The 13,784-nt window shown below is 35.2% G+C and carries 8 protein-coding genes; 3 read left to right on the top strand and 5 right to left on the bottom strand.

Features of this window, described 5'->3' with window-relative positions:
- Positions 1-104: 104 nt before the first annotated feature.
- From FW768_RS09500 to FW768_RS09490, 3 genes are all read left to right on the top strand, one after another.
- Complete coding sequence (locus tag FW768_RS09500; protein ID WP_153394841.1) at positions 105-569, top strand: hypothetical protein; 465 nt, start codon at positions 105-107, stop codon at positions 567-569.
- Positions 570-726: 157 nt separating this feature from the next.
- Positions 727-1,089, top strand: a complete 363-nt coding sequence (locus FW768_RS09495) for a hypothetical protein (RefSeq protein WP_153394839.1) — start codon at positions 727-729, stop codon at positions 1,087-1,089.
- A 197-nt stretch (positions 1,090-1,286) separates the two neighbouring features.
- Positions 1,287-2,522 (top strand): T9SS type A sorting domain-containing protein, encoded by a 1,236-nt coding sequence (locus FW768_RS09490; RefSeq protein WP_153394837.1) that lies wholly within the window; start codon positions 1,287-1,289, stop codon positions 2,520-2,522.
- A 392-nt stretch (positions 2,523-2,914) separates the two neighbouring features.
- Here the strand turns inward: FW768_RS09490 and FW768_RS09485 are convergent, their stop codons facing one another.
- The 5 genes from FW768_RS09485 to FW768_RS09465 form a co-directional block, all read right to left on the bottom strand.
- Positions 2,915-3,940, bottom strand: coding sequence for an outer membrane protein assembly factor BamB family protein (locus tag FW768_RS09485; protein WP_153394835.1), 1,026 nt, complete (start codon positions 3,938-3,940; stop codon positions 2,915-2,917).
- A 404-nt stretch (positions 3,941-4,344) separates the two neighbouring features.
- Positions 4,345-4,869, bottom strand: a complete 525-nt coding sequence (locus FW768_RS09480; RefSeq protein WP_153394833.1) for a hypothetical protein — start codon at positions 4,867-4,869, stop codon at positions 4,345-4,347.
- Positions 4,870-4,879: 10 nt separating this feature from the next.
- Positions 4,880-8,419 (bottom strand): DUF6443 domain-containing protein, encoded by a 3,540-nt coding sequence (locus tag FW768_RS23670; protein ID WP_231128664.1) that lies wholly within the window; start codon positions 8,417-8,419, stop codon positions 4,880-4,882.
- Positions 8,420-8,427: 8 nt separating this feature from the next.
- Positions 8,428-12,132, bottom strand: a complete 3,705-nt coding sequence (locus FW768_RS09470; RefSeq protein ID WP_153394831.1) for a DUF5977 domain-containing protein — start codon at positions 12,130-12,132, stop codon at positions 8,428-8,430.
- The gene (locus FW768_RS09465; protein ID WP_153394829.1) at positions 12,129-13,679 is read right to left on the bottom strand and encodes a T9SS type A sorting domain-containing protein; all 1,551 of its coding nucleotides are present in this window, start codon (positions 13,677-13,679) and stop codon (positions 12,129-12,131) included. Before FW768_RS09465 ends, FW768_RS09470 begins: the two co-directional genes overlap by 4 nt.
- Positions 13,680-13,784: the final 105 nt, after the last annotated feature.

The following is a 13,784-nucleotide window of genomic DNA, read 5'->3' as shown; positions in this document are numbered from 1 at the left end:
TTGGTTAATTTTTATATGATAGTGAATTAATTCAGTCGGGATGTTGCAATCGTGTTGATAGTCAGAGGTTTTTTGTATATTTAATATGAATAAAATCCTTTCATATGACAGAAAATATTTTACGGAATATCGTGTTGATGATTATGATCTGCATCAGCTGTACAGCAAGAGGGCAACGGAAAACCATTTTATGCAATGACAGCTCTACCTATAAGCTGATAGACACTTCTGCTGTTTATCACCTGATCGCAATAGATGGAAAATCTTACTGGCTCAACTCCAGATCAGATACAGTTGGGGTAAAGTCTCTGAAAAAGGGATTGAAATTTTACAAAAACGGCCGGGTGGTTGAATTGAATAAAAAATCGGGCAAAGATGCATTGGAAGGAGCTTACTGTATCAATAATGAAAAATCAGAAATGAGATGGAAGTTGAAACATGTACAGGCCGGAAAGTTTCTGTCCCGGGAAAAGTTATCTATAAAGAATGATACTATAATAGGGGAGGTTCTTCCTTCGCCCCAGACAAAGGGATACATCAAAACATACGTTAAATCTAAAGACTATTAATATCATGATAAAACAGAAAATTGTCATTGTGTTTCTTACCTTCTTTTCTCTTTTTTCCTGTCAATCGTCGGAACATATTCATAACAAGCTTTTAAAAAAGGTAGAAAATTTCATAACCATAAATTTTCCAGGGATCTATTTTGATAAACTGTATATTATGGAAGGAACTTATATAACAAAAGGCAAATTTAATATTATCCCTCCCAAGCTTGAGATAAGCCGGGGTTCAGATACTAAACATTATGAAGATTATCTTGTTTTTAATGGAAATGGCACCGTGGAAAAATTTTATGCTGAGAATGAGGTGAAAGCAAAGCAGCTGCTGGCAAAACAATCTACTTCCACCATTTATGGAGTATTGTATCTACAGAGATCGCGCCTTATTATTGAAGTTATACAGGCGTTCAAAATGGGAGGGGGATATGGAAGCTATAAACAGGAAGTGAAAATTGAAGGTAGTAAGATATTGGTTCAGGATGGAGAGCAATGTTCTGTTTATCTGCTTGCTGTAGAGCCTTAGGATCATAAGAGGCTATACCATAAAGCATAGCTAAGAGAATAATTATTGATAAGTCGGAATGATATAAAAGCCAAGAATAAAATATATTTTATTAATCTATTATTAAAAGGTAAGTTTATATTTTTACTTGTTACATCAATATTTTATTGTTGCTTTTTTGTTAAAAGTGTATATTTGTTGATTATATTTTAAATTACATGAAAAAACTTTTACTCTTGTCAGTCAGTATTTTAATGGCTAACATATACGCTCAGAGAACGTGTGCGACTAGTGCTAAAATGAAGGAATTTTTCGCTCAAAATCCAGAAGCTTTGGCAAAGAAAGCCGATTTGAGAAATTATCTTACAAGTAAAAATACAACAGTAGGAAAGAACGGGCAGACAGTTATTACCATTCCAGTTGTAGTGCATGTTCTGTATAAAAATGAAACTCAGAATATTACTGCTGAACAGATTGCATCTCAAATTGCTGTACTTAACAACGACTTCAGAAAAATGAATGCTGACTTTAACTCAGTAGTTCCGGCTGCTTTCAAACCTTTTGCTGCAGATATGGAACTGGCATTCTGTATGGCAACAAAAACCCCAACTGGAGCAGCTACAAATGGTATTGAAAGAAAGTCTGTTGCTTCAAATTTTAATTTCGGTAATAACTATTATAAGGCAGCAGGACTTTTAGCCTGGGACCCTACAAAGTACCTGAATATTTGGGTAGGAGATATGGCGAACCCTTATCTTGGGTGGGCATATTTACCAGATGCAGCCGGTCAACCGCTTGATGGGCTTGCCATAGGATATAAGTACTTTGGAACTACAGGAACCGCTGAAGCACCTTATAACGGTGGTAGAACAGCTACTCATGAAATCGGACATTATTTTGGACTACTGCATCCATGGGGTGAAGATGACAGTGCTTGCGGGACACCTGATAACGATGATGGATGTGCTGATACACCAGCTACAAACGGACCTTATTTTACAGAGGATTTTCCTTCTTTTCCAGATAACCAGTATACCTGTACGACGTCTGCGAATGGAGCAATGTTTATGAATTATATGGATTATGTATCAGATTTTGAAATGGCGATGTTTTCCAATGATCAGAAAACAATTGCATCCAATACCATGTTAGGCCCAAGAGCGAGTCTATTAAATTCTAATGCCTGTTCATTCTTATCTGTAAATGATGTAGAAAAAGCAAATTCAATTAACCTTTTCCCTAACCCTACTACTCAGTATATTTCAATTGCATCGCCATTGGCTCCTATCAATGAGGTTGAAATTTTCAACGCTGAAGGACGATTGGTAAAAAAAGCTTTCATTAAAAATGAAACTGATAAGATTGATGTAAAAGATTTTGTTAACGGAGTATATTACGTAAGAACTTATAATAACAAGGACTTTGTTAAGTCTATGAAATTTATCAAAAAATAAATAAAAGTTCATCCCAAAAAAGCAATAGCCTGTTTCGTTTTTGAAACAGGCTATTTTGTTTTGAATGGTTCATTGTTGCTTATTCTATAACGCAAACCAAGTAAAGATTAAACCGTTGTTAGGGTGGTTTTTATTTTTATCAGCTCAAAGTCAGAGACTTTGCGCAACGAGGTGGGAAATGAACTGTGGCACTTGTTCCCTTATATTATGCAAGGATTAACACCCTTCATAATTACTATGTTTTTGTGCGCTATAAGGTGATTATATCTTTACCATAATAAAGTATCTTACTATTATCTTTGTGAAAATACCCACTTTTAGTGTTTCTTACAGAATTTAATACTTACCACCGAGTCATTAAACCTTTTTTCAGGACTAGTCACAATCCCTCATTAATAAACAAACTTGATTTCGTTTTTAATTTTATATACCCCTAATAAACCTTTCGGAGATTTTTCTATAAATTCTTTTTTTAAAGTAGATAAATCGATTCTATTTAAATTAAAACTTAAATCCTGAAAATAAAGGAAATTATCTAATGGATAGATTTGACTTCCACTTATATCATCTTCTTTACTGAAACTATAGATAATCTTAGATGTTCTATTTTCAATATCAAATTCATTCAGTCTAGAGTCATATGTATAATAGTATATTTTATTTTTATAATGAATAGGATTACACATTATTTCAAATTTAGATTCATGTTGATAGACTAATTTTCCTGTTTTAGCCTCTAACAGTATAATTTCTCCAGTTTTGTAATTATCGTTACTTCCGACAAAAATATACTTTCCTGCTACAATTAAATTTGATAAGGCTGCTGAATTTCTATTAACACTCCAAACTTTCTTCCCAGACAAAATATCATAAGCAGCAACTGAATTACAATTAAAATCTGCAAGATAAAAATGATTATCATCATAAGTAATAGGACGTGGTGCATTATCTATACTACAATTTTGATCTGCATGTAATAATAGTTCATACATTACTTTTCCTGAATTTGAATTTATGGCCACTATCCCATATGAATCTATACTGGCTATAATCATATCATCATTTACATACTGAAACTCTCTGACTCTGCCTTTAGTTTGTATTTTCCAGAGTATGATATTTCTTTTATAATCCATACAAATGAAACTTTCATTTGATTCAGGGAAACATATTTTATTATTATGTATTTTAGGTTCTGTAAAAGAATTGTCTTTGATTTTAAAAGAATAAAGTATTTTATCTGTTTTTAAATCTTCGATTTTTATTGCATAGTCCGTATCTTTCCAATAAGAGTAAATAAGGAAATTATTCTTAGGGTCAATATTTGCAATAAGAGCATGACGCTCTAAATGGTGATTAATATTTGTTTCTTTGCAAGAAAATAAAAACATTAATATTATTGTGATTTTATTTATCATGGATAACGTTGTATTTGAGGTACTGTTACAGAGCTTTTTTTGAAATTTTCCCAGGCTGGAACGGATTTAATTAAAATAACCTCCCAATCATCTTTTAGTTGTCTGTGTTTCAATATGGTTCAAGCCCAAAAGATAATAGTTGTTTACATCCGTTATTTCAAGAGCGCCTTCGCTGTTTTTGGTATAACTCATCCTTGCGTTGCCTAGATGGTCTCTGTACTGGTAAATATAGAGGTTTTCCCTAAACCTGTATATAAAAACCACCACGGATGCTGTGGTTTTATTATTCCATCATGGCACAAGCGTGACGCTTGCGCCAGCTGGGGGACAACACGTCTACACTCTTCTGGATGCGTTCCTTAAACAAACTAAACTGCAAAGCATTTTATAAATGTAAAACCCGCTCATTGAGCGGGTTTGTTGTTGGATATTTCTTTTAATAATTTAGTCATAAGATATTTATTCAAATTTTTATCTATGGGTATAGGGTCTACAATTACAGACAGATTAAATTCTCCATAATATTTTTCTTTATCAATAACACAAAAATATGTTTTATTGCCTTGTGCTAATTTATAATCTTTATACCCCTCTGAAGAAAAATCTATATAATCATATTTATAATTAGATAAATCAAAAGCATTATCTAACATTGAATTAGGCTTATTGATTTTGTCTAATTTTTCTTTGATAATTTTATTCCCATCAGATTTTATATAAAATTCTTCATAATAAGAATCTTTATCATTAATAATCAAATACCACTTATCATCAACAGCATATACTAAAATCTTATTATTGCCTTCATTAGAAAACTCCTTATCTATTATTTTTTGAAGATATTCTCTACTTGTATTTTTTAATGATTGTGTTTGTGAAGCACAATTAGTAAATAGAAATAGAAGAGAGTAAAAAAATATTTTATTCATAATAATTAATTTATCGACTTATTGGTAAATCATTTTCATTAGTTACTTTTCCTCCTGCATGAGGTGGGTTAGTTCCATCTCTTGGTGGTTCAGTACTTCCTGTAATCCTTCGCACTAAATTAGACATTCTAATTGCATTTGTATTATTTACAGTATGAGATAACCCTTTTGCTGATGGTATACCATGTCCTAAAACTTCATGGCTTGATGTTTCAGCCCTTGATTCTGAAGTAGTAGATGCAGTTTCCACAATAATTGAATGTGAACCTTTTGCAGTAGGAACATTAAATCCTGCCCCAGCTATACCATTTATAAGGTCTGCTTTAACATTACTTACATCTGGAACTAATTTATCTCCAACTCCAGCTTGTGCTTTATTCATGTGATCTTTAAGAGCTGTTCCTCCAGCAGAAGATACAGTATCTCCCAATGATAAATATTCAACTGTATGAACTTTGGAATCATTAATTGCCCCTACAATTGTATCAATGTATGCCTGTTCATCTTTTGAAATATTAACTCCACTTAAAGCAGTAGATAATGCAGTTGCATCTACTTTGTTAAATGATTTTCCTTTTACATCTATTAATGCTATAACTCCTGCAAACTTACTATCTGATAAAACTTTATGAATATCTGCTTTAAATTTTTGGGCATCTTGTTTAGTAACTCCAATAATGTCATATACACTCATTCCATCCGGATCAGTAAATCTAACAGGATTATTTACTGCATAATTGTATGGCGACCATCTTCTATATTCTTCACTCAAAGGATCTGGCGATATCCAACGACCTATGTCAGGCATAAGAAAACGAGCGCCATAATCATACATCCCCGTCTCCTGCAGCTCTTTGCCATTGTACTTATACTGATAAGCATTCTGCGTTGTTGCTGTATAATTATGCAGCAATCCAAAAGGATAATAATTATTCACTTCCACAATCTCGCCCGGTTTCCAACCATCAATACAATTGGGTGGATTTAAAGGGTTCCAAGGTCCGTCACATTGCACCCAACGGTATTGTCTTGGCTGTATGAATCCGTCCTTATTGGTATCCGTGTAGCTTAATCTTACATTACCCAAATGATCGGTATAATTATAAATGTACTGACCGTTAAGTGCATCATAATAACCTTCTGAGGTAGGAATGATTCTGAGTTTCATCTCCGCAACTTCATTTGGATCAGGTAATATAATTCCACCTGTTCCTGCTTCTGATGGCTTGGTACTTTTATACTGGAATCCATCCAGATAATTGGTTTCTATATCTCCAAAGAACTTCTTTACTTTTACTCCATCTGCCCTGTAGATGAAGTTGGTCACCTGAGCATTCTGGGTAATCTGTTTGGGTAAATTTAAATAATTATACTGAATTGAAGAAATGCCTTTATCCGGATGACTGGTCATATTCCCATTTCCGTCGCCATTATCATTGTCATACCCAATTGTTCCGGGGCTGGCAAGGTATGGATAGCCTGATGAATTCTGCTGAGCATCGGTCACCTTAGTCAGCTTATTGCCTGTATAATCATATCTTAAATCATCAATCACAACAGCAGCTGTATTTCCTGTCTGGAGAGCAGCTGATCTTTTCAGTCGGGTGATATTTCCGTTCAGGTCATATTCCGGGATTTCAAAATATTCTTTGGCCGTTTCATTACCCTGTTTCTGGTAAAAACCTGCTGAAAGACGGTTTAATCCATCATAAACATAGCCGTATCTTTTCAATGGTTCATTTTCTTCCGTTAAAGTTTTCCAAGATACTTCCGTAATATTTCCGTTGAATTTAGGTCTTACTTTTAAGGTGCTATAGTTACTGTTCGGGGTTTCCATTCCTTCAACTTGGTTGTAATTGATTTTATAACCAAACAGATCATTTCCCAAATTCGCAGGATCGTTAATTTGTGTCATCCAGCCCCTGATGTTATACTGATAGTTGATGGTTTGTAATGGTGATCCCGCACTAGTTCCTCCAACCTTCTTGGTTTCCAATTGGGAGAGTTCATTGTAGCTGTTTTGCGACAGAATCTCTTCCGGATTACTGTCTACTTGATGCTTATGAACGAGTAACCTGTTCTGGTGGTCATACGTGAAATTTTCTGTAATTACTCTTTCGGTATCGGTGCTTAGCCTTTTGTGCCGTGTTACACCTTTTTGAACAGCTCCTGCAAAATCAAGCTTAGATTCTGTTTTGGTGTAGCCTCCTAAATGATTAATCGAGTGGGTTCCGATCACTCTTCCTTTGGTATCATAATAAGAGTAATTTGTGGTCCAGTTATCATCTTCAATATTCTTCACCAGGCTCATCACAGCAAGACCTTTGGTACTTCTTCCATCTAAGGAAGGGGTATCAGTCAGAACAGTTTCTCCTTCAATAGATGTTGGAAAAGAAGGATTGAAGCTGTACTGGGGATATGTATCATAATAATTAACACTCAGAACTTTTTTAAGAGCATTAAAATAATCATTGGTATATTGCACCTGCATCCCGTCCTGAGTAAATCCTGTGGTATGCCTCTTTTCCACAATTAAATTAGGACCTGCCTGAGCCTGCATGCTGCTTCTGCTGCCTCCTGCAATAATTGCGGTATAAGCAACCCTGCCATAAGAATCATATTTGGTAAGCAGCCATTCGTTTTTCTGCTCTAAACTCGCATCCTGGGTAAGGACCAGACGGTCTGATTTATCATACACCATGTATTCCCAGCCTTTACCCGGAAGTTTCTTTTCTACCAAACGGTTTCTACCGTCATAACGGTACTGATAGCAAAGATTTTTGAGCGTGGCTTCATCCAGCGATGCCGCTCCGGAAGCTAATGGCGGGAGAACAAAAGCCAACTGATCATATTCATTATAAACATAGTAGGTGTCTGTATTTTTGATTTTGTTGAGTATTTTTCTGACTAAAATAACCTGGCCTTTTCCATTCTTGAATTCGATGGTCTTATTACCGTCTTCATCAATAATTGTGTTTTTATACAGCTGTGCAGCACCATAGCTTTCTACAGAACTAAACTCTGATTGGGTAGCTCCGTTTACCCAGGTCGTGGTGACGGTATATTTCCTTACGTCCCCGTCTTCAGAAGCATCATACTCAAATTTCACAGGTTTTCCTGCCCATGCTGTTCCTACCTGCTTCTGTTCAAGAATACGGTCTAAAGGTGAGTTTTCCAGGACTTTCTCAGCATAGATCTTTTCTGAGCCATAAGGTGTACTTGAAGCATTAGCCAGTGGATTGGGAACAATAGCACCGTTTAAGGTTCCTGCCTGGGGAATGGGAAGGTATTCTTTAATCTGCCTTCCAAACTCATCATACGTGATATGGGTAACCACATCTCTTCCCAGAGGAGAAGCTTTTACATTAACAACCTGTTTGGGCCTTCCAAGACCATCAACATACTGAACGGTTTCTAATGTTTTGGAAGGCTGGGTTCCGTTATAATCAAGGTAGGTCTTGGACTGGACGTAATTTTCTGTATCGGTAAGCTGAGCCTGGGCTATACCTGAGAGCAGCAGGGTACCTATCGGGATGATGTATTTTTTCATGTTTGTGTTTATTTTTGATATTGGAAATTAAAATTTAATGGACTCTGTGAAGACGGATCAACCGTGCCTGAAATCAGACTTGCTGTACAATTTCCGGAAGTATCAATATAAATTCGCCATTGTCGACCACCTTCGTTATACATAATTATTCGATCAACTGAAGGAGCGCAAGCCGGTCCTACCTTTCCAATATTTATACCTCCAGACCAATTCTGCCAAATACCATATCCTGAGAACGAAAGATAAAATCTTACTGTTCCATTCACTGTTGTTGTAGCATTATAGCTGTATTGCGGACTGCCTAAAGTGGGTGAGAACGTGAAACTACAAGGTATTATAGGCATACATGGTCCATTTTGATCTGCCATATTTTGGCCATTTGCATTAATATCGTCCAGTGCTTTTTGATCAGCTGCTAATTGACTTATATTAGATGTATATACGCCACCTGGAACAGCATAAGTATAAGAGCCTCCTACCGTATTCCCCGTACACGTCGCCCTAGTAAATATTTTGCTTTTTTCGGAATTGGTATAGATGACAGCTGGGTTACTACCATATTTGTATTTAAACTCTTTCAATATCTTATTATTTACATCAACAATTTTCTCCAGCCTATTAGTTACATCATATTTATAATACTCCCTTACTCCAGATGGAGGAGTAATACTGGTTACACCAATCAGAGGGTCATAACTATATGTTGTGATTTGATAATTAGCTAGATTAGCATTTTTTCTCAGATTATCCAGTGCTGTTAATAAAGCGTTTTCCTTACTGGGATTTAAGGCATCATCATTAGATTTTGATATAATATCAATGACGTATGGAGCTACATCGCTATATTTTGCACCTTCGATCCTTGCAATTGGTAATCTGCCCTTATAGCCCCAAATAACTGAAACGGATATGCCGGCTTTGTTTGTGTATTGTACAAGATTACCAGAATCATATTTATCCATAGTTATTTCCGTTTCAGAGTTATTACTGTTTGCTAAATCATAGGAAATAATGGATTTTGGCAGAACAAAATTTCCTGTTTGAGAATCTGGTAATGAGAAGGTATAAATAGTCTCTAGTTTGGAAGTTGTTTTCGTAATTCCATTAAGACTCTTTGTCGTAATAGTCTCTAATGGAATCCCCACCATATTCTTACTAATCATCAGTTGATTTCCTTTCTCCTGAGCATAGTTGTAAGCTATTTCGCTTATTGAGGTATCAGGATAAACCGTCTTTTGAGTACTTGGCAAATATTTATTATTATAAGTATTGAAAGTTTTTGTTTCTGTGAAAGTGCCTGATCCTGCAGGAAAATATTCTTTTGTAGTTGTGGATTCTAATAAAGATTTATAAAGATTTATTGAATAACTATGTATAAGTCCTCCAAATGAAGGATAATTATCTTGTGCCCCACTAAATTCAGGTGTAAATTTAGTTACAGGCTCCAATACAGCTCCAGAAATGAAATAAGTATTCAGCTGATCCGGATAATTGAATCTATAATTATATATTACTTCTTTTATTAAAGAATTATTATCGTAATATCGTTCATTAATTTTATTTCCATTACCTATATTTAATGATAATCCTCTTGGAATCATACTTAAACAACTAGAATTATAATTATTAGTAAAAAAACTTTCCGTTTTTCCTTTCCCTATAATTTGTTCAGTTACTTTCGAATATCCGACAAGCCCTCCCTGAGGCAATGTAGATAATCCTTGAGATTGCCCTCCTTCATAGACAGAAAGTTTAAATGGGTGATCAGGAGAGCCTACATTTGGAGTATAAATATCTGGGCAACTTGTATTGGAGAGAATTTGTCTAGTAGACCCTCCCTTGACAATGTAGCATCTATTTTCTATTTCATAAAATTTAGGAAATTCGGATAAATTACCATTAGAAACAAATTTTGTCCCATTACTGTTCAATTCATCATAAATATAATTTTTAATTAAAGGGGGCACTCCTGGGCTATCTGTAGTTATGATATTTTTAATTCTTATCCCACCTCCATAACTGTAATCACGTGTTGTACCCGTAGCCTGGTTATCCAAAAGAGATTGTATAGGATAATTTGAAAAAGTATTAAGTTCATACTCAAACTCTGTTTTTCCTCCGGTCGGATAATTGATTTTTGTTAAAATACCTGCAAGTGCATGTACAGAGGCTCTTCTATCAGCTAAATAATGTTTTCCATCCACTGTAAAGTTAATATGACGCATATCTGGTTCAGGAAACGAAGAATAAGCACTAGCATTATACCAATATCCTGATTGATCTTGATTGAACGAATTAACTATAAAAGGGTTTTGCCCCTTTATATATTTATCAGGATCTGGTATATAACTATCACTATTATTCTGCCCATTATAATACCCCCAAAAATCAGAAGAAAAGCTTATCTTATTAGGCAAATTATATGTTGAATTATAGTCGAAGGTATATTTTTCATTAGTTAAAGACTCTGTTAACCCAAGTAATCGGAGCCTATGTGTAAATATTTTATTATTTGATGCTTCAAGCCAGCTTGCTAATGAGTTTGTATCAAGATTGTCGTTTGAAATAAAATAATCATAATTAAAATCATACTGTTTTACTAATCTATAATTATTATAAATTTTGATTGAAGATAATTTTTTCGATTTATTAACATCTTCTCTATCTTCCCAACTGAATTCAATCCATCCATTCGAAAATTCTATTTTTTTTATAAAGCTTTCACCAACTGTTTGTTTATTACATTGTGTCAAACCTGGAGAAGTGTTTGTAAAATGAGGATTGTTTGGGTCATTAGGTGGATAAGTATAATTATACCTTGTTGTTCTACATCCTGCCAATCTATCAGCATACATTTTCTCTGTATAATAAAAGTTGATTTTCCGACCTTTAGTATCTTCAATTTTAGATAAATATTGAGAGGCTCCAGTAATATACGTTCCAATCAATGGTGTTGTAATCTCTTGAACACTATCAAAAGAATAGTTTAAACCAGCTTCATCAATAACACTAAATTTATTATTTCCATTAGAACTGGGTGCATAACCTCCTGAAATTGGGATTAACTTAAAATCAATATTAGGTTGTTCTGCTATAGCAAATTTGGGATAGTCGGTTTGAGTAGTTTTTGTCATATCCAAATAAGCTTTATATGTCTTATTTGGAAGATTAATTAAAAATAAATCAGGTTGAAAATCATATTCAGTATAGAGTGTGTTATAATTAGGATCTGTTATTAATCGAAAATTGTTAGAGTAAAAAGATCGTACCGCAGTACTATTATTCCAAGGAGGAGTTGGACATCCGGATATTGATCCTATATAGCCAGTGGCACTTTTAGGATAAATATAATAATATCCGTATGAATTAAAATCATTATTTCCTGTGATAACTTGAGATACCCTTCCTCCGGCATTTAATGACCATCCAAGCCCCACGGATGAAGCTTCATCATTTACTTTTATTCCTCCTGCATGATAAGAGATTGATATAGGAATCTCTATATCGCCCTCTTTTATTGTATAAAGTGGAATATTAATGTCGGGAACTCCTGTATATAATGAAACTGGAATTTCTGAATATCTGAATAAAGCTGCTGCATTAGGGGATTGAGCAGCAGTATTATTGACAGCATTTTGTATGATAGGGGAATTAGCCTGAGCATATCCAGCAATAGTATATAAAGTTGCAATTAAAATGGTTACTTTTTTCATTTCTTTATCAGTTTTGCATTCGCTATTTTATTCGTATCCGTCTTGATCACCACCAAGTAAGCCCCTTGAACCAGTGGCTGGGTATTAATCTTAGTCACTTTATTCTTAGTTTTCACCGTCTGAAGCTGTCTTCCACCCATGTCATACACCAAAATATCTGCATTTTGGAATTGCATACCTATTTCTATGTAAGCATAATCGGAGACCGGATTCGGATAAATTTTGATGTCCTGTTTTTCGATGAGCTTATCCAGCTGACTGTCGCCCAGTTTCACTATCTTCCAGTTCTCTTTTCCGAGTTCCTCTGCACTAGTGCCGGCAAGAATGATAGAACCATCTCTATTGAGTTTAATATCTGAAAGTCTTTCTTCTTTCTTTCGGTTTTCTCCTACGATGTGTTTTCTCCACTGTTCGTTGCCCTCCTGATCCAGATACAGCATCCAGAACGTTTCATCATCTTTTTCTATTCTGCCTTCTGCCTGGGTGTAACCGCCAAGTAATATTCCTTTGGAAGTTTTATCATCCGCTGAATGAATCACACTCATCCCCATCAGAATATCCCGGTTTTTAAAGTTGTAGGATTTCTGCCACTGTTCTTCTCCTCTTTCGTTTAAAGCGACAAGCCAAAGATCGGTTCCTTCTTCTATGCCTACGGTTTTATTGCCTGATCTCTCTGATCTGGATTCTCCTCCAATAACATAGCCCGTGGATGTTAAAGCAAGAGTTCTTAAATGATCATCACCCTTGCCTCCATAGTTCTTTTCCCATTCTACTTTTCCCGTTTTATCAAGCTTCACCATCCAGTAATCACCTTCTCCCGAGTTTTCAGTTTTCTTGTTTCCTCCAACTGAGCTTCGTGAATAAATCCCTATTAGGACACCACCATCTTTTGTCGGGATCATTTTCTCTATTTCATCCAGTCCTTTTCCACCTAAAATGATCTGAGAAAGTTCTTTTCCATCTTTATCGAGTCTGATGATCCAGGCATCTTTAGAGCCATAACCTTTGGATGAGTTCTGAACGTTGCCTGCCACAAAGAACCCTAAGTCGGTAGTCTGAACGACCGCTCTGGCTTCTTCATCAGAGGCGGTGCCTAAAGTTTTCTGCCATAATTCATCCCCGAATTCATTCAATCTTACCAGCCAGAGGTCTGATCCGCCTTTGGATTCTTCTTTTTTATCCAGTCCTTTTCCGGAATAGGAGGTTCCTGCAATTAAAAATCCACCTTCTTGGGTAGAAACAGAAGCGGAAAGATAATCGTGGTTTTGTCCTGAAAGGTATTTTTCCCAGACCTGCTCTCCCTGCTGGTTGAGTTTAACCAAGTGGAAATCGTAGCCGTTGTTTTGCTTTTGGCTGTTAGCAACTGACTGTTGATCTTTCGTTTGAATGGAACTTCCGGTAATCAGGTACTGCTGATCGATAGTGGTGGTAATCTGGCTTAGGAAATCCTGAGTGGAGGATTTGAGGTCTTTCTGCCAGAGAATTTCTTGAGCTGATATACTCAGGACCGTGCATATCATTAATGTACTCATGTAGAGTTTTCTCATTTGGTTTTTATTTTTTTTATTACATGTTTACAAAATTAACATTTATTAGCATATATTAAATCCCTATTAATAAGAATTATTATGAATTTTGTCACTTCATGGTGT

The sequence above is a fragment of the Chryseobacterium vaccae genome (assembly GCF_009602705.1).
Lineage (GTDB): Bacteria > Bacteroidota > Bacteroidia > Flavobacteriales > Weeksellaceae > Chryseobacterium > Chryseobacterium vaccae.
This window is presented reverse-complemented; position numbering and strand designations above follow the sequence as displayed.